Source organism: Luteimonas sp. A537, assembly GCF_054052065.1.
This window is the reverse complement of sequence record NZ_JBSVRH010000004.1, coordinates 25,754-51,901: the sequence shown is the minus strand read 5'-3', so window position 1 is coordinate 51,901 and position 26,148 is coordinate 25,754. Positions and strand designations below refer to the sequence as shown.

Annotated in this window: 23 protein-coding genes and 1 tRNA gene; 9 read left to right on the top strand and 15 right to left on the bottom strand. The window is 70.6% G+C overall.

What is annotated here, in order from left to right; translation table 11 throughout:
- Positions 1–32 precede the first annotated feature (32 nt).
- From ACW7GZ_RS11015 to ACW7GZ_RS10995, 5 genes are all read right to left on the bottom strand, one after another.
- A complete protein-coding gene (locus tag ACW7GZ_RS11015; RefSeq protein ID WP_457009211.1) occupies positions 33–992 on the bottom strand; it encodes a DUF1684 domain-containing protein in 960 nt (319 codons plus the stop codon).
- Positions 992–2,884 carry a DNA mismatch repair endonuclease MutL gene (gene mutL, locus ACW7GZ_RS11010; protein WP_457009209.1) on the bottom strand — a complete coding sequence of 631 codons (1,893 nt, stop codon included), beginning with the start codon at positions 2,882–2,884 and terminating at the stop codon, positions 992–994. Before mutL ends, ACW7GZ_RS11015 begins: the two co-directional genes overlap by 1 nt.
- Before the next feature lie 73 nt (positions 2,885–2,957).
- Positions 2,958–4,517 (bottom strand): N-acetylmuramoyl-L-alanine amidase, encoded by a 1,560-nt coding sequence (locus ACW7GZ_RS11005; protein ID WP_457009614.1) that lies wholly within the window; start codon positions 4,515–4,517, stop codon positions 2,958–2,960.
- 74 nt (positions 4,518–4,591) lie between these two features.
- The gene (tsaE, locus tag ACW7GZ_RS11000) at positions 4,592–5,092 is read right to left on the bottom strand and encodes a tRNA (adenosine(37)-N6)-threonylcarbamoyltransferase complex ATPase subunit type 1 TsaE (RefSeq protein WP_457002079.1); all 501 of its coding nucleotides are present in this window, start codon (positions 5,090–5,092) and stop codon (positions 4,592–4,594) included.
- A complete protein-coding gene (locus tag ACW7GZ_RS10995; protein ID WP_457009207.1) occupies positions 5,092–6,585 on the bottom strand; it encodes an NAD(P)H-hydrate dehydratase in 1,494 nt (497 codons plus the stop codon). The genes tsaE and ACW7GZ_RS10995 overlap by 1 nt, the downstream gene beginning before the upstream one ends.
- 26 nt (positions 6,586–6,611) lie before the next feature.
- Between ACW7GZ_RS10995 and queG the strand changes: the two genes are divergently transcribed.
- On the top strand, positions 6,612–7,694 hold the full coding sequence (gene queG, locus ACW7GZ_RS10990) for a tRNA epoxyqueuosine(34) reductase QueG (protein ID WP_457002076.1): 1,083 nt from the start codon (positions 6,612–6,614) through the stop codon (positions 7,692–7,694).
- Between the two features lie 46 nt (positions 7,695–7,740).
- Here the strand turns inward: queG and pgi are convergent, their stop codons facing one another.
- The 6 genes from pgi to pcnB all read right to left on the bottom strand — a co-directional run bounded on the left by pgi (position 7,741) and on the right by pcnB (position 13,690).
- The gene (pgi, locus tag ACW7GZ_RS10985) at positions 7,741–9,255 is read right to left on the bottom strand and encodes a glucose-6-phosphate isomerase (protein WP_457009205.1); all 1,515 of its coding nucleotides are present in this window, start codon (positions 9,253–9,255) and stop codon (positions 7,741–7,743) included.
- A 4-nt stretch (positions 9,256–9,259) separates the two neighbouring features.
- On the bottom strand, positions 9,260–9,640 hold the full coding sequence (panD, locus tag ACW7GZ_RS10980) for an aspartate 1-decarboxylase (RefSeq protein ID WP_457002073.1): 381 nt from the start codon (positions 9,638–9,640) through the stop codon (positions 9,260–9,262).
- A gap of 462 nt (positions 9,641–10,102) precedes the next feature.
- Positions 10,103–10,993 carry a pantoate--beta-alanine ligase gene (panC, locus tag ACW7GZ_RS10975; protein WP_457002071.1) on the bottom strand — a complete coding sequence of 297 codons (891 nt, stop codon included), beginning with the start codon at positions 10,991–10,993 and terminating at the stop codon, positions 10,103–10,105.
- Complete coding sequence (gene panB / locus ACW7GZ_RS10970) at positions 10,990–11,805, bottom strand: 3-methyl-2-oxobutanoate hydroxymethyltransferase (protein WP_457002069.1); 816 nt, start codon at positions 11,803–11,805, stop codon at positions 10,990–10,992. Before panB ends, panC begins: the two co-directional genes overlap by 4 nt.
- A 65-nt stretch (positions 11,806–11,870) precedes the next feature.
- On the bottom strand, positions 11,871–12,365 hold the full coding sequence (gene folK / locus ACW7GZ_RS10965) for a 2-amino-4-hydroxy-6-hydroxymethyldihydropteridine diphosphokinase (RefSeq protein ID WP_457009203.1): 495 nt from the start codon (positions 12,363–12,365) through the stop codon (positions 11,871–11,873).
- Entirely contained in the window at positions 12,362–13,690 is a 1,329-nt protein-coding gene (gene pcnB / locus ACW7GZ_RS10960; RefSeq protein WP_457002065.1) for a polynucleotide adenylyltransferase PcnB, read from the bottom strand. Before pcnB ends, folK begins: the two co-directional genes overlap by 4 nt.
- Positions 13,691–13,826: 136 nt before the next feature.
- On the opposite strand from pcnB, the gene ACW7GZ_RS10955 reads away from it, so the two are divergent.
- Positions 13,827–13,902, top strand: a tRNA-Glu gene (locus ACW7GZ_RS10955).
- A 93-nt stretch (positions 13,903–13,995) separates the two neighbouring features.
- Positions 13,996–14,319, top strand: a complete 324-nt coding sequence (fdxA, locus tag ACW7GZ_RS10950; protein ID WP_457002064.1) for a ferredoxin FdxA — start codon at positions 13,996–13,998, stop codon at positions 14,317–14,319.
- 49 nt (positions 14,320–14,368) lie between these two features.
- On the opposite strand, the gene ACW7GZ_RS10945 is transcribed toward fdxA, so the two are convergent.
- Entirely contained in the window at positions 14,369–14,902 is a 534-nt protein-coding gene (locus ACW7GZ_RS10945) for a hypothetical protein (protein ID WP_457002062.1), read from the bottom strand.
- A 22-nt stretch (positions 14,903–14,924) separates the two neighbouring features.
- On the bottom strand, positions 14,925–15,836 hold the full coding sequence (gene dapA, locus ACW7GZ_RS10940) for a 4-hydroxy-tetrahydrodipicolinate synthase (protein WP_457002060.1): 912 nt from the start codon (positions 15,834–15,836) through the stop codon (positions 14,925–14,927).
- A gap of 190 nt (positions 15,837–16,026) precedes the next feature.
- On the opposite strand from dapA, the gene ACW7GZ_RS10935 reads away from it, so the two are divergent.
- The 3 genes from ACW7GZ_RS10935 to ACW7GZ_RS10925 all read left to right on the top strand — a co-directional run bounded on the left by ACW7GZ_RS10935 (position 16,027) and on the right by ACW7GZ_RS10925 (position 18,605).
- Complete coding sequence (locus tag ACW7GZ_RS10935) at positions 16,027–16,590, top strand: glycine cleavage system protein R (protein ID WP_343254837.1); 564 nt, start codon at positions 16,027–16,029, stop codon at positions 16,588–16,590.
- Between the two features lie 16 nt (positions 16,591–16,606).
- The gene (locus ACW7GZ_RS10930; RefSeq protein WP_457002058.1) at positions 16,607–17,086 is read left to right on the top strand and encodes a peroxiredoxin; all 480 of its coding nucleotides are present in this window, start codon (positions 16,607–16,609) and stop codon (positions 17,084–17,086) included.
- A 115-nt stretch (positions 17,087–17,201) separates the two neighbouring features.
- Positions 17,202–18,605, top strand: a complete 1,404-nt coding sequence (locus ACW7GZ_RS10925; protein ID WP_457009201.1) for a PhoH family protein — start codon at positions 17,202–17,204, stop codon at positions 18,603–18,605.
- A 326-nt stretch (positions 18,606–18,931) separates the two neighbouring features.
- Here the strand turns inward: ACW7GZ_RS10925 and ACW7GZ_RS10920 are convergent, their stop codons facing one another.
- Positions 18,932–20,605, bottom strand: a complete 1,674-nt coding sequence (locus tag ACW7GZ_RS10920; RefSeq protein ID WP_457009199.1) for a SulP family inorganic anion transporter — start codon at positions 20,603–20,605, stop codon at positions 18,932–18,934.
- Between the two features lie 138 nt (positions 20,606–20,743).
- On the opposite strand from ACW7GZ_RS10920, the gene thiD reads away from it, so the two are divergent.
- Positions 20,744–21,547, top strand: a complete 804-nt coding sequence (thiD, locus tag ACW7GZ_RS10915) for a bifunctional hydroxymethylpyrimidine kinase/phosphomethylpyrimidine kinase (RefSeq protein ID WP_457009197.1) — start codon at positions 20,744–20,746, stop codon at positions 21,545–21,547.
- On the top strand, positions 21,544–22,473 hold the full coding sequence (locus tag ACW7GZ_RS10910; RefSeq protein WP_457009195.1) for an alpha/beta hydrolase family protein: 930 nt from the start codon (positions 21,544–21,546) through the stop codon (positions 22,471–22,473). Before thiD ends, ACW7GZ_RS10910 begins: the two co-directional genes overlap by 4 nt.
- On the opposite strand, the gene galE is transcribed toward ACW7GZ_RS10910, so the two are convergent.
- Positions 22,425–23,474, bottom strand: coding sequence for a UDP-glucose 4-epimerase GalE (gene galE, locus ACW7GZ_RS10905; protein ID WP_457009193.1), 1,050 nt, complete (start codon positions 23,472–23,474; stop codon positions 22,425–22,427). The genes ACW7GZ_RS10910 and galE overlap by 49 nt on opposite strands.
- Before the next feature lie 576 nt (positions 23,475–24,050).
- Here galE and ACW7GZ_RS10900 point away from each other — a divergent pair.
- Positions 24,051–26,084: an HzsA-related protein gene (locus ACW7GZ_RS10900; RefSeq protein ID WP_457009191.1), complete on the top strand. Its 2,034-nt coding sequence runs from the start codon at positions 24,051–24,053 to the stop codon at positions 26,082–26,084.
- Positions 26,085–26,148: the final 64 nt, after the last annotated feature.

Here is a 26,148-nt window from a genome sequence, read left to right as displayed (position 1 = left end):
CATTGCGGCGGCCAGGTGCGTGCCCGTGCACGTCAGGCGCCCGGCTTCGCATAGGCCTTTTCGCCCGCGGTCAACGCGAGGTCGAGCCGGTTTTCCGGCGGCGGCAGCGGGCAGGTGGCGAAATCCGTGAAGGCACAGGGCGGATTGTAGGCGCGGTTGAAATTGAGCATGACCCGGCCATCCGCTTCCGGCGGCGACGTATCCAGATAACGGCCGGCGCCGTAGCTGGCGTGGCCATTGGTGCGGTCGGCAAGGACCAGGAACAGGCCGCCGTCCTCGCCAGCGATGGCTTCAAGCCTGTAGTCGGTGCCGTCCCTGCTGAACTCCACCGCGCCCGGATTGGGCAGCAGGTCGATCCCGCCGACGATGTTGGCGATTTCGATGGTGCGCCCGGCGGGATGCGGCTCGAAGCGCGCCTCGACCAGCCAGTCCGCATCCACCGGCCAGTATTCCAGTTCGCCGAAGCCCGTGCGCCCGCGCGCCTCCGCGTGCTTGACGCGCAGCGCGCGACGTTCACCGCGCGTGATCAGTGAAAGCCTGCCCTTGCCGTCATCGAACTGCAGCTCCGTCGGTTCCGGATCGAGGGCGTCGCGCAGCTCGATGCGGCCTGTGACCGGCGCATCGCCCACGGCGACCGCCACGCCCCGCTCCGGCGTGAAGTACACCCGGCCGCCCTCCTGCTGCACCAGGCCGAGCTTCGCCGGGCCGTGGCCCAGGCGGATGCCGCTGGTGGCGCTGTTGCCGATGTAGTGCGCGCGCAGCTCCAGCCAGTGCAAGCCGACCAGGCTGGTCCAGCCGTCTTCGGCCAGCAGGCCTTCGCGTCGCTCGCTGCGCCATTCGGCCTCGGCCGCGGTCAGTGCCGGACTGGTCTGGGGTACGTCGGTGGCCTGGTGGTCGCCACCGGCCGGTGGCGCATCGGAACCACAGCCCGCCAGCGCGACGGCGAACAGGAGCCAGGCCGCGGCGGCGGCAAGCGATGTGTGTCTGGTCATCAACGTCCCCTCATGAACCAACGGTCGATATCGGCGAGCGAAAAGCGTGTCCACGTCGGGCGACCGTGGTTGCATTGTCCGGAGCGTTCAGTGGCTTCCATGTCGCGCAGCAGCGCGTTCATTTCAGCGATGGTCAGGCGCCGGTGCGCGCGCACCGCGCCGTGGCAGGCCATGGTTGAAAGCAGCTCGTCACGGGCGGCGCGCACGCGGCGGCTCTCGCCATGTTCGCGCAGATCGGCGAGCACGTCGCGCAGCAGGGCCTCGGTATCGCCGCTCGCAAGCAGGGCAGGCACGCCGCGCAGCAGCAGCGACTGCGGGCCGGTGCGCGAGACTTCGAAGCCGAGCTCGGCCAGGGTCGCGGCCTCGCGTTCGGCGATGTCGGCCTCGCGCTCGCTCACCGCCACCGCCTGCGGCACCAGCAGCGGCTGCAGGCGCAGGCCGGCGCCATCGTGCGCGGTCTTGAGCTTCTCGTAACCGATGCGCTCATGGGCGGCGTGCATGTCGACCACGACCATGCCGTCGGCGGCTTCGGCCAGGATGAAGATGCCGTGCAGCTGTGCGACGGCGAAGCCGAGCGGCGGGACGCCGTCCTCGCCGGTCTCGGGCAGCGGGCCCTGCGTGCCCGGCTGCGGCGCCCAGGCCAGGCCGCCCACGCCGCCGGCCGCGCTTGCGCTGCCGGCGCCCGCATCGCCACCGGCAACCGTGGCTGCCGCGCCATAGAGCAGCGCATAGGCGTCGCGTGCCTCGTCCACGCGCAGCGACAGGTTGGACTGGCCGGCAGCGCGCGCGGCCAGCTCGCGCCCGACCACAGCCTGGGTGCTGACCGCCGCCACCAGCGGCGCGTTACCCGCGCGGGTTGCCGCAAGCGCTTCATGCAACGTGCGATAGACGAAATCGTGGACCATGCGCGAATCGCGGAAACGCACTTCATGCTTGGCCGGGTGCACGTTCACGTCCACCCGCGCCGGATCCAGCTCCAGGAACAGCACGTAGGCCGGCTGGCGGCCGTGGAACAGCACGTCGGCATACGCCTGCTTCACCGCGTGCGCGACGCTGCGGTCGCGGACCGCGCGGCCGTTGACGTAGAGGTACTGCTGGTCGGCGCTGGCGCGCGAGTAGGTCGGTTGCGCGATCCAGCCGTGCAGGCGCAGCGCGGGCGCGTCGCCGCGGCTGTCGTCGCCTGGGCGCGGGCCGACCGCGTGCTCGACCCGCAATGCGGCCTGCGCAAACGCCTCGCCCAGGGTCTCGACCAGGCGCCCGGCGCCTTCATCGAACGCGAGCCCCTCGCCGCCGCCGCGATAGCGCCGCGACGGACGGCCGTTGTGCGTGACCCGCAGCTCGACGTCCGGGCGCGCCAGGGCCAGCGAGCGCAGCCATTCCTCGATGTGGCCCAGCTCCGTGCGCTCGGCGCGCAGGAACTTGCGCCGCGCCGGCACGTTGTAGAACAGGTCGCGGATCTCGACCGTGGTGCCCTGCGGATGCGCCTTGGGCAGCACCTCGCCCACGCGTCCGCCCTCGACCTGCAGGCTGGCACCGTGCCCGTCGCCATCGCGGCGCGAAGTGATGCTGAAGCGGCTGACCGATGCGATCGACGGCAGCGCCTCGCCGCGGAAGCCGAGCGTGGCCACGACCTCCAGGTCGTCGAGCGAGGCGATCTTGCTGGTGGCATGCCGCGACACCGCCAGCGGCAGCTGCTCCGGCGCGATGCCACCGCCGTCGTCGCGGATCCGCATCAGGCGCACGCCGCCTTCCTCGAGGTCGATGTCGACGCGCCGCGCGCCGGCGTCGAGCGCGTTCTCGACCAGCTCCTTGACCACCGACGCCGGGCGTTCGATGACTTCGCCGGCGGCGATCTGGTTGACGAGGGTGTCGGGAAGCTGGCGGATGCTCAAGAGGTCGCGGGCACCGGCCGCTGTGCGTCCGGCTGATAGGGGCCAGACCCGATGATAAGCGAGCTTGCCGCCCTCAGCGGCTGCCGCCGCTCGCGACCGGAACGCCATCCGCGGATGCGCGCATCGCAAACAGCGTGCCCGGCGGTGGCTGGCTGGTGAAATAGGTCTTGACCCCGTCCAGCACCGCGCGCGCGACGTTGCCCTGGAAGGTCGGGTCGATCAGGCGCTTCTCTTCCTCCGGATTGGAAAGGAAGGCGGCTTCCACCAGCATCGAAGGCATGTCCGAGGTACGCAGCACCGCGAAGTTGGCGCGCTCGATGTGCGGCTTATGGTTGTTGCCGATGCGCTTGAGGCCCGCGAGGATGTGGTTGCCGGCGTCTTCCGAGGCCTTCATCTGCCCGCTCTGGGTGAGGTCGAGCAGGACGTTGGTGAGCATGCTGTCGGAGGTCGCGACCTTGCCGCCGCCGATCAGGTCGGCCGCGTTTTCCTTGTCGGCCAGCCAGCGGGCGCGCTGCGAGGACGCGCCCTTGAGCGACAGCACGTACACCGACGAGCCCTTGGCGCTGCGGTTCTCGGCGGCATCGGCGTGCAGCGAGATGAACATGTCGGCGCCGGCGGCGCGCGCCAGCTGCGCGCGGCGGTTGAGCGGGATGAAGACGTCGGCGTCGCGCACCAGGTGCGCCTTCAGGCCGGGCGTGGCGTTGACCTGGCGCGCGAGTTCGCGGGCGATGGCGAGGTTGATGTCCTTCTCGCGCTTGCCGGTCGGGCCGACGGCGCCGGGATCCTGGCCTCCGTGGCCGGCATCGATGGAGATCACCAGCGGACGCGTCGCACCGCTGGCCGCGGCCTGCGCGGCGTTGGTGCTGGACGGCCGGGAGGCGGCCGGCGCCGCGGCCTCGCGCTTGACGGGCGCGGGCACGCCGGTGGCAATCGTGGTCGGCACCGCCTGCCGCGGCGACGGATCGCTCGATGGCTGTGGCCGCTGCGGGGATGCCGTGGACGGGGCCGCGGGCGCCGGGGCGCCGGCGGCGGGAAGGTTCGCGATCAGCCGCGACGTGGCATCGGCGGACGCGCGTGCCGGATCGGGGGCCGGACCGTTCGTGGCGGCCGTGGCCACCCCGGCGCCGGACTGGGTAGCGGCCGCGATCCGCGCGATCGGATCGTTCGTGGCCGGCGCCCCAGCCGTGGGAGCGCGGGCACTTGCTGCCGGGGCCACAGGCGCGGAGCCGTGGTCGCCGGGCCATTCAAGCACCAGCCGGGCGCCGTCGGGGCCGGCTTCGAACCGCGGAGCAAGGGCGACCACCGGCATCGCCAGGTCGAATACCACCCGGGTGGTTCCGGGCGCCGGCTCTCCAGTACGCACCGCCTTGACCACGCCCGCGCCGGCCGGGGCACCGGCGCGAAGCGCCAGCCGGCTGCTTGGAAAATCCACGACCAGGCGATCGGGCCCTGAGAGCGCAATCAGCTTGTAGTCCGCCTCGGCGTCAAGCTTGAGCTCGGCGCGCGTGCCCGTAGGCCCGGCAGTCAGCCGCACGTCATTGATTTCGGACGCTTTGGCGAAATTCCAGAGCAGCGCAGCCAGGAGGGCCGCGCCGAGCAGGAATTGCTGCAGATGGATGCCCCGGACGCGCATGGCCGTAGTCAAGCATCACTTCGGCAGGTTTGCAACAGGTTTTCCCTTAGGAATCCGGGACCTGCCCGCCCTTCCTACGGGTTGGGTTCAGGAAGCCCCTGCAAACGACCCCGTTGGGCCAGGGCGGCCAGCCACGCTTCGCCCGCCGCGCCGCGGAATGCCAGCCTGCAGCTTCGACCCTCTCCATCCACCCCGAGGTGGACCTCGAGGTCGGCCGCCGGCAGGGCACCCAGGCCCCGCTCCGGCCATTCAACCAGCCACAGCCGCGCGTCGGCGTCGTCCAGGCCCAGGAATTCGAGTTCGCCGGCATCGCCGATGCGGTACAGGTCCAGGTGCAGGGCTTCGCCACCGGTCGCCAGCGGATAGCGTTCGACCAGGGTGTAGGTGGGACTGCGCACCGGGCCGGTCACGCCCAGTGCGCGCAGCCAGGCGCGGGCCAGGGTGGACTTGCCTGCGCCGAGATCTCCGTGGAGGTGCACCACGGACAGGACCGGCTGCGTGCCGGCGAGTGCTTCGGCCAGCAACGCGGTCGCCTCGGCACCGGGCAGGAACATGCTGCGTTCGCGGGCGTCCATCAGCCCTGCCCCACGTCGCGCAGGGACGCGATGAGGTCGCTGGGCAGCAGCCCGCGGGCGCCACCGGCTGCCGCTGCATGATCACCGGCCACGGCGTGCAGCAGCGCGCCGGCGACCGCGGCTTCGATGGCCGGAAGGCCCTGGGCGCGCAGCGCTGCAATGATTCCGGTGAGCGCATCGCCCATGCCACCCACGGCCATGCCGGGATTGCCCGCGTCGATGATCCAGACCCGGCCGTCCGGCGCAGCCACCACGCTGCCGGCGCCCTTGAGCACCACCACGCAGCCATGGCGCGCGCACAGTGCGTGCGCCGCGGCGATGCGGTCGCGTCCGACCGCTACCACCGTGCAGCCGAGCAGGCGCGCGGCCTCGCCGGGATGCGGCGTCAGCACTGCGTCGGCAGGCACGCTGCGCGGCTCGCTTGCGATGAGGTTCAAGGCATCGGCATCGATCACCAGCGCGCCGGCGCCGGCGATCGCGGCATCCAGTAGGCCCGTGGCCCACTCGTCGCGACCCAGCCCGGGGCCTATCGCGCAGACGTCGGCCGCGGCCAGCAGTGGCCCAAGCGCAGCCGGCTCTTCGAGCGCATGCGCCATCGCCTCGGGCGTGCGCGCCAGCAGCGGCGCCACATGGGCCGTGCGCGTGGCGACGGTGGCCAGGCCGGCGCCCGCCCGCAGCGCCGCGCCTGCCGCAAGCAGCATCGCGCCACCCATTCCGTGGTTGCCACCGACCAGCAGCGCGTGGCCCGAGCGTCCCTTGTGCGCGGTGCGGACGCGCCGCGGCAGCAGTGCCCCCAGTGCGCCTGCGCGCAGCCGCCACGCCGCCGGCCGCACGCCGTCGAACGCGGCATGCGGAATGTCGAGCGGCGCCATGGCCAGGCTGCCCACGTGGTCGAGGGCCGCACCCGTCGCCAGTCCCGCGTGGTCGCCGAGGAACTGCAGGGTACGGCTCGCGCGCACAGCGATGCCGGGCACGCTTCCGCAGGACGCGTCCACGCCCGACGGCACGTCGAGCGCGAGCACCTCCGTGACACTCGCGGCGATCGCAGCGATCAGCGCGGTGCAGGCAATGTCGGCGCGGCCGTCGAAACCGATGCCGAACATCGCATCGACCACGACGTCGCAGCCCGGTGGGAGCGCCTCCGCCACGTCCACGGCACCGCCCGCATCGAGGAATTCGGCCGCCGCGCGCTTGGCCAGCGCGCTGCGTGGCACCTGGCCACCGGCGTGCAGCACGCGCACGTCGCGCCCTGACTCGAGCGCGTGCCTCGCCAGCACATAGCCGTCGCCCCCGTTGTTGCCCGGGCCGCAGACGACCACGATCCGCAGCGCCTGCGGCCAGTGTTCAAGCAGGAAACGCCAGGCCGCGGCGCCGGCGCGCTGCATCAGCGCGAAATCGTCGCCGGCAAGCAGGGCGATCGCCTGCGCTTCGATCCGGCGCATGCCTGCAATGTCGTACAGCGGCGTGGCGGCGTCGGTTCGGGAGGCGTGCATGGCCCGGATTCTATACTTGGCGCGCCATGTCCCGGCTTCCCGCCAGCGCTGCGATCACGCCCGACCCCGCCGCGCTTGCCGCGCGGGTCCGCGCCCTGGTGCACGAGGCCGGCTTCCAGCGCTGCGGCATCACCGGCATCGACCTCGGCGATGACGAAGGCCACCTGCGCGACTGGCTCGCGCGCGGCTTCCACGGCTCGATGGACTGGATGGCGCGCCACGGCAGCAAGCGCTCGCGGCCGCAGGAACTGGTGCCGGGGACGATCAGCGTGCTGTCGGTGGGCCTGGACTACGGCCGCCGCGACGACGTCGAGGCCTGGGCGACCCTGGCCGACGGCGAGCGCGCCTACGTCGCCCGCTACGCGCTGGGCCGCGATTACCACAAGCTGATGCGCAATCGCCTGCAGAAGCTGGCCGACCGCATCGCCGCGGAGATCGGGCCGTTCGGCCATCGCGTGTTCGTCGATTCGGCGCCGGTGCTGGAACGCGCGCTGGCGCGCAACGCCGGCCTCGGCTGGATCGGCAAGCACACCTGCCTGATCGACCGCGACGGCGGCTCCTGGTTCTTCCTCGGCGAGCTCTACCTCGACATCGCCCTGCCCCCCGACCCGCCGGCGACGCCGCACTGCGGCAGCTGCCGGCGCTGCATCGATGTCTGCCCGACGCAGGCGATCCTGGGGCCGAACGTGCTGGATGCGCGGCGCTGCATCAGCTACCTCACCATCGAGCACGAAGGCCCGATCGACGAGGAGCTGCGCCCGCTGATGGGCAACCGCATCTTCGGCTGCGACGACTGCCAACTGGTCTGCCCCTGGAACAAGTTCGCCCGCCGCCACGACGAACCCGACTTCCGCGCCCGCAACGACCTGGACACCGCCAGCCTTGCCGAACTGTTCGCGTGGGAGGAGGACGAATTCCTGCGCCGCACCGAAGGCACCGCGCTGCGCCGTAGCGGGCATGCGCGTTGGCTGCGCAATATCGCCATCGCGCTGGGCAATGCACCGGCCACGCCGGACGTGCTGCACGCGCTTGAAACGCGCCGCGAACACCCCGACCCCGTCATCCGCGAACACGTTGCCTGGGCCCTGGCGCGACACGCCGCCCGCTGAACACCCCGCCCCTTTCGTAGGAGCAGCGAGGCGCGACCCAAGGGATTCAGCGGTGCGCGCGGATCTCTTCAAGCAGCGCCCGCGTCACAGCATCACCCGCCTCGCGCTCGCCGCGCACCGCGGGCAGCAGCTCGCCGGCGATGCGCTTGCCAAGCTCCACGCCCCACTGGTCGAAGGCGTTGATGCCCCACAGCACCGACTGCGCGTAGACGCTGTGCTCGTACATCGCCAGCAGCGCGCCGAGCGAATGCGGCGTGAGTTCGTCGAGCAGGAACAGCGTCGACGGCCGGTTGCCGGGATACGCCTTCTGCGGATCATCGGCCGCATGCCCGTTGCCCAGCGCCTCGGCCTGCGCCAGCAGGTTGGCGAGCAGCGCATCGTGGTTGCCCGCATGCGCATGCGCCGGCCGCACCACGCCGATGAAATCGGCCGGCACCACGTCGGTGCCCTGGTGCAGGGCCTGGAAAAAACTGTGCTGGGCGCCGGTGCCGGCGCCACCCCAGACCACCGGCACGGTCGCCACGCCGGGCGCGCGGCCGTCGCTGCGCACCGACTTGCCCAGGCTTTCCATCACCAGCTGCTGCAGGTAGGCCGGCAGGTGCGCCAGGCGCTGGTCGTAGGGAAGCACGGCCTGCGTGGGCAGGCCGAGCGCGTTGCGGTTCCAGACCGCCACCAGCGCGTGGTGGATCGGCAGGTTGGCTTCCAGCGGCGCTTCGACGGCGTGCGCGTCCATCTCGGCGGCGCCGGCAAGCAGGGCCTCGAACCCGCCCATGCCCACCGCCAGCGCGATCGAGAACCCGACCGCCGACCACAGCGAATAGCGCCCGCCGACCCAATCCCACATCGGCAGCACGCGCTCCGGCGCCACGCCGAAGGCCTCGGCCGCGGCCACGTTGGCGCTGACCGCGTACAGGTGCTCGCCCCCGCCCAGCCAGTCACGGACGACCTCGCCGTTGAGCAGCGTCTCCTGGGTACCGAAGCTCTTGGACACCAGGATCGCCGCGGTGCGCGCCGGATCCAGGCCGCGCAGTGTGTGCTGCACCTCGCTGCCATCGACGTTGCTGACGAAGTGCAGGCGGAAGCGGCCGTCGTTGAAATCCTTCAGCGCATCCACCACCAGCCGCGGGCCAAGATCCGAACCACCGATGCCGATGTTGACGATGTCGGTGACGCCGGATTCGCGCAGCGACGCGACCAGGCCCGCCATGCGTTCCCGCGCGGCCAGCGCATCGGCGTGCGCGCGCTGCGCAACCTCGCCGCGACCGATGTCCGAACGCAGCGCCGTATGCAGCGCGGGCCGGCCCTCGGAAACGTTTACCTCGGCACCATCGACCAGGGCGCGCAGCGCCAGCGACAGGCGCACATGCCCGGCGAGTTCGCCGAGGGTGGCCAGGGTCGGCCCATCCAGACGCTGGCGCGCGAAGCTCGCGTACACCGGTCCCACGCGCAGCGCCATCGCCTGCGCACGCGCGGGATCGGCTGCGACCAGGTCGGGGATGCGCGAGCCGGCAAGACGCTCGGCGTGGTCGAGGAACTGCCGGACCAGCGCTTCGCCGGCCAAGGCGTCAGGCCGCCTGCGCCGGGATAGCGTCGTTGGTGTGCGTCATCCGGTTCTCACGATCGACGTACACCAGGCTGGGCTTGAACGCGGCGGCCTCGGCCTCGTCGCAGGCGCCATAGGCGCAGACGATGACCAGGTCACCCGGTTCGGCCTGGTGGGCGGCGGCGCCGTTGACGGAGATGATGCCGCTGCCTTCTTCGGCGCGGATCGCATAGGTCGCGAAGCGCTTGCCATTGTTGATGTTGTAGATCTCGATGCGCTCGTATTCGCGGATGCCCGAGAGGTCGAGCAGGCGGCCGTCGATCGCGCAGGAGCCTTCGTAATGCAGCTCGGCGTGGGTGACGGTGGCGCGGTGGATCTTGGCTTTGAGGAGGGTCAGGAGCATGGTTGGGGACCGCGATCTGCCGGGAAATCGGCGTCAGCCTTCGATTCTACAAGATGGCGGGTTTTGCTCTTGTCCGGGACGACTGCTGCCGTGGACTGGTTCAGGGTTCCGGGTGGGTTGCAGGGCGGACGCTTCGCAGGCGTGTCAGGGACCTGGGCTTGGCGGGGGCGGAGGATGGGCGGGTACTCCGCCGGCGTCGCGGTGAAGCTGCTCCTGATTGCCGGCGGAATACCCGCCCACCCTCCGCTGCCATCGGCGCAGTGGGGTGGTGGAACGAGCAGGAGCGTCGCGCCTTTGATTTTCCGGCGGCCCGCGGGAAGGCGCTGCAAGGCGGGTCGGGGGGTGCGCAGTGGGCATAAAGGCCCGCGCAGCGGGACAGCCCACGGAGTAGCCACCGGCCCGCCGTACCGCGCGCCTTTGGCGAGACGTCGCGTCATGTGGGGGTCGCAGCTGTAGCTGCTCCTACAGAGGCGGGGGCGCGGTGGGTCGGGCCGGGAATTCGAGGTTGTCGATCAGGCGGGTGCGGCCGAGGCGGGCGGCGATAAGGGCGACGCGGCGGCCGTCGTCGGCATCGCCCGGCGCATCGGGTTCGACCAGCAGCGGCGTGCGCACCACGGCGTAGTCGACTTCGAAACCGGCGGCCTGCAGTCGTGTGACGGCCTCGGCTTCCGCGGCGCGCCGGTCGGCGCCGCCCTGCACCGCCGCGCGCATCGCCAGCAGGGCGCGGTGGATTTCAGGAGCCAGCGCGCGCTCGGTGGGCGACAGATATTGGTTGCGCGAGCTCTGCGCCAGGCCATCGTCGTCGCGCACGATCTCGGCGCCCAGCACCTCCACCGGGAACGCGAGGTCGTCGACCATGTGCCGGATCACCGCCAACTGCTGGTAGTCCTTGCGGCCGAACACCGCGACGTCGGGCTGCACCTGGTTGAACAGCCGCGCCACCACGGTGCACACGCCGTCGAAGTGCCCCGGGCGATGCGCGCCGTCGAGCACGCCGGTGATCCCGGGCACCTGCACGCGCACCGCGCGCGCCGTGCCCAGCGGGTACATCTCCGCAAGCTGCGGCAGCCAGACGAGGTCGCAGCCGGCGCCATCGAGGCCGGCGACGTCGGCATCGGGCGTGCGCGGATAGCGCTCGTAGTCTTCACCGGGACCGAACTGGGTGGGATTGACGAAGACGCTGGCGACCACGCGGTCGGCATGCACACGCGCCAGGCGCACGAGGCTGTAGTGGCCTTCGTGCAGGTTGCCCATGGTCGGGACCAGGGCCACGCGCAGGCCGTCGCGCTTCCAGGCGGCGATGCGTGCGCTCAGCGCGCCGAGCGCGCGCGCGACTTCGATCGCCGCGCTCATGCGTAGGAGTGCGCCGCGTCGGGGAAGCTGCCGTCGCGCACGGCGGCCACGAACGCCTCCGCGGCGCCGGCCACCGAGCCGCCTTCGGCCAGGAAATCCTTCACGAACTTCGGGCGCCGGTGGCCGGAATCGAGGCCGAGCATGTCGTGCATCACCAGCACTTGGCCATCGCAGTCGGCACCCGCGCCGATGCCGATGGTGGGCACCGCGCTGTCTCGGGTGATGGCGGCCGCCAGCGCTGCGGGCACGCCCTCCAGCACGATCAGCGCGGCGCCGGCTTCGGCCACTTCGCGCGCTTCGGCGCGCAGGCGCCCGGCAGCGGCCTCTTCGCGCCCCTGGACCTTGAAGCCGCCGAAGCGCAGCACCGACTGCGGCGTCAGGCCGAGGTGGGCGCAGACCGGCATCTCGCGCTCGGCCAGGAAGCGGATCACGTCGAGCTTGGGACCAGCGCCCTCCAGCTTCACCATCTGCGCGCCTGCCTGGAGCATCCGGGTGGATGCGTCCAGCGCGCGTTCGGGCGTGGCGTCGGCCTGGAACGGCAGGTCGGACACCAGCAGCGCATGGCTCAGCGCGCGGGCAACGCAAGCGGTGTGATAAGTGATGTCGTCGACGGTCACCGGCAGCGTCGAAGCGCGGCCCTGCACCACCATGCCCAGTGAATCACCGATCAGGATCAGGTCGACGCCCGCGGCGTCGAACACGCGCGCGAAACCGGCGTCGTAGGCGGTCAGCATGGCGAGCTTGCGGCCCGCTGCGCGCGCCTCTGCGAGGCCGGGCACGGTCATCGGCCGGCGGTCCTGGTTCTTGGCCATCGAGTATCGCGTCCGTGGTTGGGGGGGAGGCACCCCAATCTTACGCCGCGTGGTGGCGTGAGGGCTCAGACGGCTGCGATGCCACTGGCGTCGATGCCCGCGAGCAGCGCGTCGGCGCGGCCGAGCCCGGGAACCACGACGTCGGGCGCGACCTCGGCCAGCGGCACCAGCACGAAGGCGCGCACGTGCAGCAGCGGATGCGGCACCACCAGTCCCGGTTCGTCCACCACCGCGTCGCCATGCAGCAACAGGTCAAGGTCGAGCGTGCGCGGCCCCCAGCGGCTGCCGTCTGCGGCGCGCTCGCGGCCATGGTCGCGTTCGATCGACAACAGTGCGTCGAGCAGCTCGCGCGGCCTGAGCGTGGTCTCCAGCGCGGCGACCGCGTTGATGAAATCGGGCTGCGCCTCCACGCCCCAGGCCGGCGTGCGGTAGAGGCGCGAGGTGCGCAGCAGGCGAGTGGCCGACAGCCCATCGAGCGCGGCCAGCGCCGAGCGCAGGGTGGCGGCCACCTCGCCCATGTTGCCGCCCAGGCCGATGAAGGCCCGGACCGGCGCACTCATCCCGTGGTCACGGGCCGTCGGCGACGGCGGCGGCGGGGCGTGCGCTGGGCGTCGTCGCCGTCGCCCTCCACGTCGTCCAGCGGGCTGTGGGCGATGGCCATGTCGGGATCAAGCTGGGCCTCGCGCCAGAAGGCGATGTCCTCGGCGTGTTCGTCGGAACCGGCCTGGCGCACCTGCAGGAAGTCGAAGGCGGCGCGGAAGCGCGGGTGCGCGATCATGCGCATCACCCGTTTGCGCTGGCGCAGGCCGAAGCGCGACTGCAGCAGCCAGATCTCCTGCATCGGCAGCGAGAACCGGCGCGGGACCGCAATGGTGGCCAGCTCGTGCACGGTGACCCGGTCGGCGGCGCGGCGCTGGGCGTCGGCCGGCGGCACGTCCTGCGCCTGCAGCGTCATCAGCGTGCGGCAATAGGCGGGCCACATCAGCAGTGCGAACAGGAACGCAGGCGACACCGGCTCGTCGGCGGCCACGCGCGCGTCGGTACCGCGCAGGCCCTCCAGCACGACGGCGCGCAGCGCACCGCTGCGGTTCGCCTCCATCGCCGCCCCCGCCTCGGGGAACATCGCCTTCAGCAGGCCGTGGCGCTCCAGGCCCTCGAAGCTGGCCACCCCGTGCCCGGAGAGGAACAGCTTCAGGGTTTCCTCGAACAGGCGCGCGGGCGCGGCCTCGGAGAGCAGCGGCGCCAGCGCGCGGATCGGTGCCGCGGTGGCCGGGTCGATGTCGAAGTCGAGCTTGGCCGCCAGGCGCACCGCGCGCAGCATGCGCACGGGATCTTCGCGGTAGCGGGTTTCGGGGTCGCCGATGAGCTTGAGCACGCGGTTCTGCACGTCCTCGAAGCCGCCCAGGTAGTCGCGCACCGAGAAGTCGTCGATCGTGTAATACAGCGCGTTGGCGGTGAAGTCGCGGCGCACGGCGTCGTCCTCGACCGTGCCGTAGACGTTGTCACGCAGCAGTCGCCCGCCCTCGTGGGTCTCGCGGTCACCGCTGCCGTCGTCGACGTTGGCGCGGAAGGTCGCGACCTCGATGATCTCGCGCCCGAAGACCACGTGCGCCAGCCGGAACCGGCGCCCGATCAGGCGGCAGTTGCGGAACAGCGCTTTGACCTCTTCGGGCGTGGCGCTGGTGGCGACGTCGAAGTCCTTGGGGCTGCCGCCGACAAGCAGGTCGCGGACCGCGCCACCGACCAGGTAGGCCTCGTGGCCGCCTTCGCGCAGCCGATAGAGGACGCGCAGCGCGCTGGCGCTGATGTCCTTGCGGGAGATGGTGTGCTGGTCGCGCGGGATCGTCCGCAGGACCGGTGTAACGGAAGGGATATCGTTGGGCATCGGGGAAAAAGTACCTGCGCTGGTTGCCCAGTGGCAGCCTGTGCTTGCTATACTAGCAAGCCGCATACAGCCTTGGCTTGTCGCGGGACCGGTCGTCCAGCCGGTGCCGTCCCGAAAGGGCGGCGAATGCACCACTGCTCCCTTCGTCTAGAGGCCCAGGACGTGGCCCTCTCAAGGCTAAAACACGGGTTCGAATCCCGTAGGGAGCACCATATTCATCAGGGCCCGCACCGGCAACGGTCGCGGGCCCTGTTTTTATGCGTGGGCGCTACAATATGCGGCCTCCACAGCCAGCATCGCGAACCATGCCCTTCGTCGTCACCGAGAACTGCATCAAGTGCAAGTACACCGACTGCGTCGAAGTGTGCCCGGTGGACTGTTTCCACGAAGGTCCGAACTACCTGGTGATCGATCCCGACGAGTGCATCGACTGCACTTTGTGCGAGCCCGAATGCCCGATCGGCGCGATCTACGCCGAGGATGACGTTCCCGCCGGCCAGGAGGGCTTCGTGGCCCTGAACGCCGAGTTGTCCAAGGAATGGCCGGTGATCACCACCCGCCAGGACCCGCTGCCGGACGCCGAGGAGTGGGACGGCAAGCCCAACAAGCTGCCGCTGCTGGAGCGCTGACGCGCGATCCGCTTCCGGACCGCGCGCCCCGCCACTGCCCGCGGAAGGCTTACTGCTCCAGGCCCGCGCGCAGGGCTTCGATCACGCGCACCGCGTCCTCGCCGGCCGCCGGCAGGCCGCGCGGATCGACCGCCGACACATAGGTGCCCGCTTCGACCTGGGTCACGCGCACCAGGAACTTGGTGTCGCCGGCGTCGATGTCGTAGGTGCCCAGCAGCTGCGCCTTGCTGACCACGGTCACGCCCTCGATGCCGCCGAGCAGCGACTCGATGCGCTCGAACGCGTCGTCGCGCGCGAGCTGGACGGTGAAGCCGTTGGTCGAGCCCTGCGCGGCCGGTGCCGCCGGCGCTGCGGACGACATGTCCGACCGGGTCACGCTGGTGGTTCCGGTATCCGGAACGGCCATCGCCGAGCTGGTGTCGGGGCGATCGAGATCGGGCGGCACCTCGAGCGGCCGGTCCTGCGGCGCGGCTGCGTAAAGCGCGTTGTCCTTGCGGAACCAGCTGCAGCCGGCGGTGGCGACCAGGGTCGCGACAAGGGCGACCGCAATGGCCGGACGAAGCATGGAACGGGAAGGCTGCATTGCTGTCTCCTGGGAAAACGGTTCAGGCCGCGATGGCTTCGCGGCAGGTCTGTTCAAGCGCATCGAGGCCGGCGGCAAGGTCGTCCGCGGCCGCAGCGTACGCCGCCGAAAGCGGCAGCAGCGGCAGGCGGATGCCATCGCCGTCACCGAAGCCGCGCCGCGCCAGCAGGGCCTTGACCGGGATCGGGTTGGATTCGACGCCGCAGAATTCGATCAATCCCCGGATCTTCGCACCCAGGGTCGCGCAACCGCCGGCATCGCCGCCCCGCGCAAGGTCGCACAGGCGGCGGAAGGCCGCGGGTGCCACGTTCGACGCAACCGAGACCAGGCCATCGGCGCCGGCCAGCATCGCGCGCGCCGCGCTGCCATCGTCGCCACTCAGAATCGAAAAGCCCGGCCCCGCCAGCGGCAGCAGCGCGCGCATGCGTGCTTCGTCGGCGACGGCCTCCTTGATCCCGATGATGGCCTTGTGGGTGGCCAGCTGGGCGACCGTGTCCGGCTGCATGTCGCAGCCGGTGCGCGGCGGCACGTTGTACAGGATGACCGGCAGCGCGCCGTCGTCGGCGACCGCGCGGTAGTGAGCGACCAGGCCCGCTGGCGTCGGCCGCACGTAGGGCGGCGTGACCACCAGCGCCGCGTCGGCGCCGCAGGCGGCGGCAAGACGGGTGCGTTCGACGGTATGCGCGGTGCCCGAGTGGCCGGTGCCGGCAATGACCGGCACGCGGCCGGCCACGCGCTCCACGGCCGCCCGCAGCAGGACTTCGTATTCAGCGCCGGTGAGCGCGGCGGCCTCGCCGGTGGAGCCGGCGACCACCAGGGCCTGGGTGCCGCCCGCAAGCTGGGCGTCGACCAGCCGCAGCCATGCGTCGGTATCGAGTCCACCGGCGGCCCTGAAAGGCGTCGCCAGCGCGGTGATGCTGCCGGAAAGATGCAAGCTGGACCTGCGTTGGGAAGCCGTGCGGGAGGCTGCGCGACGGGGCGCGCAGCAGGGTGATCTTACTTGCGGCGTCGAAGCACGGGCAAGTATGCTGGCTGCAGCCTCAAGGGCGGCCGCTTGGCCCGTCCAGGCGCGAATGGCAGCCAGTCTCCCGGCGCCCCGCACTGCCACCCCCGTGGACTCCGATTTGACCGACACCGATACAACCCGGCCCGCGCCGACCGAGAACCACCTGCTCATCAACGCCTATACGACGCATCCGCGCTCGCCGCTGCTGGCGGTATCGCGGCGGATCGCCGACAGCGGCTGCAACCTGGTCGACACGCGCCTGTCCACCGTCGGCCGCGACGTCTCGGTCACGGCGCTGGCCACCGGCTCCTGGGACGCAGTGGCGAAGCTCGAAGCCATGCTCTCGCGCCTGGAGCGCGAAGAGGGCCTGAAGCTGGTGTGGTACCGCACCGGCGCCAAGCCCGTGCAGTCCAACCTGCTGCCCTACATCGTCGAAGTGGTGGCGTCGGACAAGCCCGGCATCCTCTACCAGCTGGCCGATTTCTTCGACCGCCAGAGCATCACCATCGAAAGCCTGCACTGCTCGCGCTACCGCGCCATGCAGACAGGCGCCGACATGTTCTCGGCCCAGGTCACCATCGGCGTGCCCGCGGACATGCACATCGCGGTGCTGCGCGACGATTTCCTCGAATTCTGCGACCACCTCAACCTCGACGCGATCATGGACCCGATGAAGTTCTGAGCGCGCAGGAATGGCAATGAACGAAGGCGACAAGCTGGACCGCACCACCCTCGTGCTCCCGCTGCAGCTGTCAGGCGGGCAAAGCGCGACGCTGGCCGATCATGCCGGCCGCTGGCTGGTGCTGTACTTCTATCCCAAGGACTCCACGCCCGGCTGCACCACCGAGGGCCTGGACTTCAACGCCCTGCTGCCGGAACTCGAAGCGCTGGATGCGACCGTGCTGGGCGTCTCCCGCGACTCGGTGAAGTCGCACGACAACTTCTGCGCGAAGCAGGGTTTCCGGTTCCCGCTGGTCAGCGACGCCGACGAGGCCCTGTGCCGCGCGTTCGACGTGATCAAAGAGAAGAACATGTACGGCCGCAAGGTGATGGGCATCGAGCGCAGCACCTTCCTGATCGACCCCGAGGGACGCATCGCTCGCGCATGGCGCAAGGTGCGCGTCCCGGGGCATGCCGATGCCGTGTTCGAGGCGCTGAAGGAAGCCCGCGCCCGGTGAACCACCGCTGCGCCCCCGCCCATCGCCGCCCCGCCATGCGGGCCGCGGCGGTCCGCGCGTGCGCCACATTTGCACTCCCCCCCTGCCACGCCACTCCGGACGGACGAACACCCTGATGAACCACGGCAAGCGGATCTACGTACTCGATACCAACGTGCTGATGCACGACCCGACTGCACTGTTCAAGTTCGAGGAGCACGATGTCTACCTGCCGATGCAGGTGATCGAAGAGCTCGACAACGGCAAGAAGGGCACTACCGAAGCCAACCGCAACGCGCGCCAGGTCAGCCGCTTCATCAACGAACTGATCGAGGCCCACGGTGCCGACCACATCGCGTCCGGACTGAAACTGGAGCGCCCCGGCGGCCTGCAGCTGCGCGGCACCGGCGCCAGCGGCGTGCTGCGCTTCCAGACCACCGTACCGAAGGAGGACAAGACCTCGTTCGGCGCCGTGGCCCCGGACAACCGCATCCTCGGCGCCATCCTCGACCTGAAGCGCGAGGACGGCAGCGACCCCGTGGTGTTCGTCTCCAAGGACATCAACCTCCGCATCAAGGCGGCCATCGCCGGCATCCCCAGCGAGGACTACGAGAACGACCGCGCGCTGGACGATTTCAGCCTGCTCTACACCGGCGCCACCGCCCTGCCCGAGGACTTCTGGCAGCGCCACGGCAAGGACCTCAAGTCCTGGACCGACAAGGGCCGTACCTGGTACGAACTGCGCCATACCGAAGACGACGACTGGCATCCCAACCAGTACCTCTACCTGCCGGGCGACGAAAACGCGGAGTTCCGCGTGGCGTCGGTCGAAGGCGACCGCGCGGTGCTGCAGATCGTCGACGACTACCGCAGCCACCAGCACGCCGTCTGGGGCATCGTCGCGCGCAACCGCGAGCAGAACTTCGCGATGAACGCGCTGATGGATCCCGAGATCGATTTCGTCACCCTGCTCGGCACCGCCGGCACCGGCAAGACCCTGCTGGCCCTGGCCGCGGGCCTGGCGCAGACCATGGACGCCCAGCGCTACCGCGAGATCATCATGACCCGCGCCACCATCAGCGTGGGCGAGGACATCGGCTTCCTGCCCGGCACCGAAGAAGAAAAGATGACGCCCTGGATGGGCGCGCTGACCGACAACCTCGAAGTGCTGCTGCCCAGCAACAAGGAAGGCGGCAGCTGGGGCCGCGCCGCCACCAACGACCTGCTGGCGTCGCGCATCAAGATCCGCTCCCTGAACTTCATGCGCGGCCGCACGCTCCTCGACCGCTGGCTGATCCTGGACGAGGCGCAGAACCTCACGCCCAAACAGATGAAGACGCTGATCACCCGCGCCGGCCCCGGCACCAAGATCGTCTGCCTGGGCAACGTCGAGCAGATCGACACGCCTTACCTCACCGAAACCACCTCCGGCCTGACCTACGCCGTCGATCGCTTCAAGCACTGGGCCCACAGCGCGCACGTGACCCTGCGGCGCGGCGAACGTTCGCGCCTGGCGGATTACGCGTCCGAGGTGCTTTAAGAGCCTTTGGGTCGTGTGGGCTTGGGTCGTGGGGGCGGAGGTGTGTGGGTACTCCGCTGCCATCGACACTGCAGGCTGGGGGTGAACGGCAAGGGCAAAGGCAAGAACAACGGCAACAGCAACTGCGAGCCTTCGCTTGGACAATGACCTTGTGGGAGCGGCTATAGCGGCTTCCACAACAGCCACCGCCGCGCCTGCGAAGGCGTATCCATGGCGGATTGATGGGAGTACCCATCGACCCGGCACCCCGCCGCGCACCGCGTGCCGCAGCTGTTGCCCGGTTGCCTGCGCCTTTGCGCGCGCCGCCCTCGCCCTCAAGCCGGCCATCACTCGTCGACGACAGGCTCCACCGCGTCACGCCGGGCCTCGATGTAAAGCAACGCCTCCGACAGAGTCTTGAAGTAGCTGCCCGGATCATCCCGGCCCACGATGTCGGCACGCACCAGCTTGCGCAACACGGCCATGTTGGCGCCGTTGAGCAGCACTCGCACCCCGCGCGCGCGCAGGCTTGCGATGGAGGACTCCAGCCTCTTGAGGCCCGTCGCATCGATGAACGGAACCCGCTCCAGGCGCAGCGCCACGTAGCGCGGTGGCGCCTCGCGTGACCATGACAGCGCGCGTTCGAGCGAATCGACTGAGCCAAAGAAGAACGGCCCGTCGATGGAATACACAGCCACGTCCTTCGGCAATGTCGAGAGCCCGGCCTCTTCCAGCTCCTGGCGCAGGCTGGCCTGCTGGTGTTCGACCACCTCCACCGACGCGCTCATCCGGCGCATGAACTGCATCATCGCCAGGATCACGCCGATGTTCACCGCCACCACCAGGTCCGTCAGGATGGTGAGCGCGAACGTGATCAGCAGGATCGCGACGTCCGCGCGCGGCGCCTGGCGCACCATCCGGATGAAGCGCGGCGCCTCGCTCATGTTCCAGGCCACCACGAACAGGATCGCCGCCAGCGCCGCCAGCGGCACCTTGCCCGCATAGGGCGCGATCACCAGCAGGATCAGCACCAGCACGATCGCATGCACCACGCCCGCGATCGGCGCATTGCCACCGTTGCGGATGTTGGTCGCCGTGCGCGCGATGGCACCGGTCGCCGCGATGCCGCCGAACAGCGGCGAGATGATGTTGGCGATGCCCTGCCCCACCAGCTCCTGGTTGGAGTCATGCTTCGTGCCGGCCATGCCGTCGGCGACCACGGCCGAGAGCAGCGACTCGATCGCGCCCAGCATGGCGATGGTGAACGCCGAAGGCAGCAGCAACATGATGGTGTCGAAGCTGATCGAGGGCACCGCGAACTCCGGCAACGAGCGCGGGATCGCGCCGAAGGTCGATTCGATGGTGGCCACGCCCGGCAGCCCGAACGCCGCGACCACCGCGGTCGCCGCGACCATCGCCAGCAGCGGCCCCGGCACGCGCGAAAGCCCGGGGATGCGCGGCCCGGACAATGCCAGGGCCAGGCTGCCCAGCCCAAGTAGCGCGGTGGGCCAGTGCAGCTGCGTGAACGACTGCAGCATCTGCCAGGCCTTCATGTAGAACGGCCCCTCGCCCGCCGTCGGCAGGCCGAAGAAGTACTGCCACTGCCCCACCCAGATGATGACCGCGATGCCGGCGGTGAAACCCACGATCACCGGGTCCGGGATGAAGCGAATCACCGAGCCCAGCCGCGCCAGGCCCATCGCCACCAGGATGACGCCGGCCATCAGCGTCGCCACCAGCAGCCCGCTCACGCCGAACTGCGCGACGACGCCGGCGAGGATGACGATGAAGGCGCCCGTGGGACCGGCGATCTGTACCCGCGAACCGCCGAACAGCGACACCGCGATGCCGGCGATGATCGCCGTGTACAGGCCCTGCTCCGGCTTCACGCCCGAGGCGATTGCGAAGGCCATCGCCAGCGGTAGCGCGACCACGCCGACGATCAGGCCAGCGGTGACGTTGCGCATCCAGTTGTCGCGGCGGAACAGGCCGGCGCGCTTGGCTTCAAGCAGCGCGATCATGCGCCGCCCGCCTGGCCCGGGCACCGACGCCCGCCCCCGGGCAGGGCCTTGGCGGCCCGATTCCATGCAACTCCACTCATTCGCCTGGCCCTGTCGAGGACATGCATTCTGATATGTGAAACATCACAATACCCGACCATGACCAGGCCCATCTCAGCACTGACCATCGCCGGTTCCGACTCCGGCGGCGGCGCCGGCATCCAGGCCGACCTCAAGGCCTTCGCCGCCCACGGCGTCCACGGCTTGTCGGCGATCACCGCACTCACCGCGCAGCACACGCGCGGGGTGACCGCGGTGCACGTACCGCCGGTGGAATTCCTGCGCGCGCAGATCGATGCCTGCTTCGATGATTTCGACGTTGGCGCGGTGAAGCTGGGAATGCTGGCTTCGGCCGAGGTGATCCACGCCGTGGCGGATGCGCTCGAGGTCCATCGCCCGCGGTGGCTGGTACTCGACCCGGTGATGGTGGCGACCTCGGGTGCGCGCCTGCTCGAGGCCGATGCGCTTGAGGCCATGCGCACGCGGCTGCTGCCGATGGCCGACCTGCTCACCCCCAACATCCCCGAGGCCGAGCTGCTGCTGGGACACGCCATCGCCGACGGACCGGCGGCGGACGCGGCGCTTGCCGCACTGCGTGCCCTGGGCGCGGACGCGGTGCTGCTGAAGGGCGGGCATCTCGACGAGGGCGACACCGTCGTCGACCGCTTCGCCGACGGCAGCGCGTGCACCGGACACCGCGGGCCGCGGCTGGTGGTCGATGGCCACGGCACCGGCTGCACGCTGGCATCGGCGATCACCGCCAACCTCTGCCTTGGCCGCGATCTTCCCGATGCCGTCGGCCACGGCATCGGCTACGTGCGCGACGCCTTGCGCAAGGGCATGCGGCCCGGCCGCAGCGACGTGCTGGTCCTCGGGCACTTCGACGCGCGCCCCGGGGCATGACGCCGGGAACCGCGGCGGGCGCAGGGCATGTCGCGACGCGGGCGCTCGCGATTGAAGCCGCGGACGGCCACCGGTTCGAACTGCTGGCCTGCGCCACCGACCGGCCTCGACGCAGCCTGCTCTGGCTGCCGGCGCTCGGCGTCGCCGCGCGCCACTACCTGCCGCTGGCCGAGGCGCTGGCACGGCACGGAATCGCCGTGTTCGTGCACGAGTGGCGCGGACACGGCAGCAGCAACCTGCGCGCCGGCCGCCAGGTGGACTGGGGCTATCGCGAACTGCTGTCCCTCGACATCCCCGACAGCGAAGACGCGATCACCGCCGCCCTGCCCGGCCTTCCACGCGTCATCGGCGGCCACAGCCTGGGCGGACAGCTCGGTGCCTGCCGCCTGGCGCTGGCGCCCGCCACGTACGCGGCGCTGTGGCTGGCCGGCTGCGGCGCGCCGTACTGGCGGGCGTTCCCCCTGCCGCAGCGCCTGTGGCTGCCGCTGGCCTACCGCGTGCTGCCGTGGCTTGCCGATCGCGCCGGCAGCCTTCCGGGGCGGCGCCTTGGCTTCGGCGGCAACGAAGCGCGGGGGCTCATGCGCGACTGGAGCGCGACTGCGACCAGCGGCCGCTATGCCGCGAGCGGGCTGGGCAACCTGGAGCCGGCGATGGCCGCGGTGCGCGTGGACATCCGCGCGGCCCTGTTCGCACGCGACTGGCTTGCGCCTGCGTCGTCGCTCGACTGCCTGTTGTCGAAACTGCCGAGGTCACCGTCGGCGCGCGCGGTGTTCGACGATGACGCCCTCGGGGTGGCCTCCGACCACTTCGCCTGGATGAAGTCGCCTGCCCGCGTGGCTAGGTGGCTGCAGGAGCCGGGCCCGGGCGGGCTGACCGTTCAGGACGCTCCGTCGGCCGGCGGCTCCACCGCCCCGGCGGGCTCGTAGCCACGCGGATTGCGCGACTGCCAGCGCCACGCATCCCGGCACATCGCCTCGATCCCGTGTTCGGCGCGCCAGCCGAGCAGCTCCTGCGCAAGCGAAGGATCCGCATAGACCTCGGCCACGTCGCCGGGGCGGCGGGCGACGATCTCGAAGGGCACCGCGTGCCCCGATGCCTCTTCGAAGGCCCGGACCAGTTCCAGCACGCTGGTGCCGCGCCCGGTGCCGAGGTTGATGTTGGCGCTGCGACCCTCGCGCACCAGGAATTCAAGCGCGTCTGCATGGGCGCGGGCCAGGTCGACCACGTGGATGTAATCACGCACGCCGGTGCCGTCCACGGTCGGCCAGTCGCCGCCGAACACCGCGAGCCGCTCCCGCTGCTGCACGGCCACCTGGCAGACATAGGGCATGAGGTTGTTGGGCACGCCACCGGGCGCTTCACCGATCAGGCCCGAGGCGTGCGCTCCCACCGGATTGAAGTAGCGCAGGTTGACGGCGTGGAAGCCCGGGTCGCTGGCGCAGAGGTCGCCGATCAGCTGCTCCATGACCAGCTTCGTGCGCCCGTAGGGATTGGTGACCTGCAGCGGCGCGTCCTCGCGCACGGGCACCGAGGCCGGGTCGCCGTACACGGTGGCCGACGAGCTGAAGACCAGCCTGTGGACCCCGTGGCCGCGCATGGCCTGCAGCAGGTGGATGGTGCCGCCGATGTTGTTGTCGAAGTAGTCCAGCGGGCGCTCGCAGGACTCGCCCACGGCCTTGAGCGCCGCGAAGTGGATCACCGCGTCGAAGCGTTCCCCCGCGAACAGCGCGTCTACCGCGGCGCGGTCGCGCAGGTCCACCCGGCGCAGTGCGGGTGGCTGGCCCAGGAGCGTGGCCAGGCGTTCGAGCACGCGCGGCGAGCTGTTGCTGAAGTTGTCCGCGACCACGAAGTCATGACCGCGAGCGGCCAGTTCGATGCAGGCATGGCTGCCGATGTAGCCGGCGCCGCCGGTGACCAGGATGCGCATTGGATCGTCCCCCTTGGAATCTGCGTCGAAAGCGTACGCGAATGCCCGGCGCCAGCGGAAACCCAGGCATCGCGGTGTCCAGGCGGGCGGGTGGAACGCCTGCGCTCCGCCGCAACCGCCAAACAGTGAACTGCGTCACCTATTCATGCCTTGCCACTTGTTCTCGATCTGGTATTCAGCCTGAATTCCAGCTGCGTGAGAGCCGCGCCGACCACCCGCGGTTGGCGGCAACGGCCGAGTGCATTCCCCCGATCCCTTCCTGGATACGCCACGATGACAGTCCCGCCCCGCCCGCCAAGCCCCCCGGCTTGCTTATCGCGCTTATCCACCTTTTTCCGATTACCCCGCACCACCCCTGTTTCCACGTCCCGGCTCATTGTTCTGCTGCTCGCCGCCGGCACGCTCGCCGCCTGCAGCCCCGGCTCCCGGCAGCCCCCCGCGGCCGAAACCGCCCCGGCCATCGCGTCATCGACCTCCGGCCCGGCCCGCGCCGCCGGCCAGGCAGTATCCCCGCCGCCGCCCGCCGCCGCGTTCGCTTCCACCCCCGTCCAGAACCCCGTCCTCTTCGTCACCCAGGTGCCGACCGACGGCGACGTGTTCGCATCGCGCCTGTCCACCTTCGCCAACCACATGACCGGCATGACGTCGGTGCCCCGCGGTGGCGGCCTGCTGATCCGCTATCCCGACGGCAGCCTGCGCGACCTGACCCGCGAAGCGGGTTTCGGCATGGATGGCCGCCAGGGTGCCAACGCCATCGCCGTCCGCGAGCCGACCGTGCACTGGTCGGGCACGAAGGCGATCTTCAGCATGCTGGTCGGCGCGCCCACGCAGCAGTACGGCGCCACCACCGGGCGCTGGCAGATGTACGAGGTCAGCGGCCTGGGCCAGGGTCTGGTGGCAAGCATCACCAAAGTCGCGAACCAGCCCGCCTACAACAACGTTTCGCCGCTGTACGGCTCGGACGACAGCATCCTCTTCACCTCCGACCGGCCCCGCGATGGCTCGGCGCACCTGTATCCGCAGCTCGATGAATACGAAAGCACGCCGATCGTCACCGGCCTCTTCCGGCTTGATCCCGCCAGCGGCGCCGTGCGCATCCTCAACCACGCGCCCAGCGGGGCCTTCAGCCCCGTCATCGACAGCTATGGCCGCATCGTCTTCACCCGCTGGGACCACCTGCAGCGCGACCAGCAGCAGGACGCCGGTACCTCCGGCTCGTTCGACTACGCCAGCGAAGCCACGGGCGCGCCTTCGGTCGGCACCCGGACGGATGTCTTCCCCGAGGCGCGGCTGGGGATGGACAGTCCCTACGGCCCGGTCGGCAATTACCACAGCAACATCTTCATGCCCTGGCAGGTCAACCAGGACGGCAGCTTCGAACAGACGCTCAACCACGTCGGCCGGCACGAAATCAGCTTCGGCTTCCTCGGCCGCTCCTTCGCCGGCGATCCGTCGCTGTCCGACAACACCGACACGTCGCTGATCGCCAACCGCAAGTTCATCAGCCAGTACGGCGGCCTGTTCCATCTCCGCGAGGACCCGACGCAGCCGGGGATCTATTACGGAATCAACACCGCCGAATTCGGGAGCCTGACGACCCATCAGATCATCCGCATGAGCGGCGCTCCGCACCTCAACCCGGAACAGATGGTGATCACCGATGCATCGCCCGCGCCGACCGGCGCCGGCCTGAGCGGTGGTCGCTTCCGCAACCCGCTGCCGATGACCAGCGGGCACATGGTCGCAAGCCACACGCCCAGCGCCAACGCCGGCCCGGGCATCGAGCTCCGCCTGCGCCAGGTGGTGGGTACGCCGGGTACGCTGGCCGCGGGCCCCGCGCTGACGCCCGGGATCGTCAAGTCGGTGTCCTGGTGGACACCCGACAGCCTGCGGTCCTTCGAGGGCGCGCTGTGGGAAATCGAACCCGTCGAGGTGGTCGCACGCCCGCGCCCGCCCTACACCTCCGAAGCGGCGCTGCAGACGCCGGAACGCGCGCTGTTCGCGTCCGAAGGCGTGGACGAGGGCGCTTTCCGCAGCTGGCTGCGGGCCAACGACCTTGCGATCATCGTCACCCGCAACCAGACCAGCCGCGACCGGAGCGACCGCCAGCAGCCCTACAACCTGCGCGTCCCCGGCGGCACGCAGACGGTGGCCAACGACGGCATCGTCTACGACATCGCCCACTTCCAGGTCCTGCAGGGCAACCTGGTGCGTGCGTACCGGGACTCCACGTCCGGGCGGCGCGTGCTCGCACAGCCGATCGACACGGGCGCCAATCCCGGCAATCCGCTGGGGCCGGATGGCAGCGTCCGCATCGAGGCCGATGGCTCGACCGCCGCCTTCGTGCCCGCCAACCGCGCGCTGACCTGGCAGACGGTGGATCCCAACGGCGTGCCGGTCGTGCGCGAGCGCGTGTGGATCACCATGCAGCCCGGCGAGATCCGCACCTGTGGCGGATGCCACGGCGAGAACACGCGCAACCAGGCCGGCCAGGCGGAACCGGCCAACGCGCCGACGGCCCTGAGGACCCTGCTGCGGCACTGGAAGCAGCGCGGCGCCCAGCCGGCACCGCGCGACGGATCGGCACCGCTGCTCCCGCCGGCCCCTTAGCACGCGGACGCGCGGCGGCGTGGTGACCGCCGGCGGCGTGGTGACCGCAGGCGGCGGGCTTTGC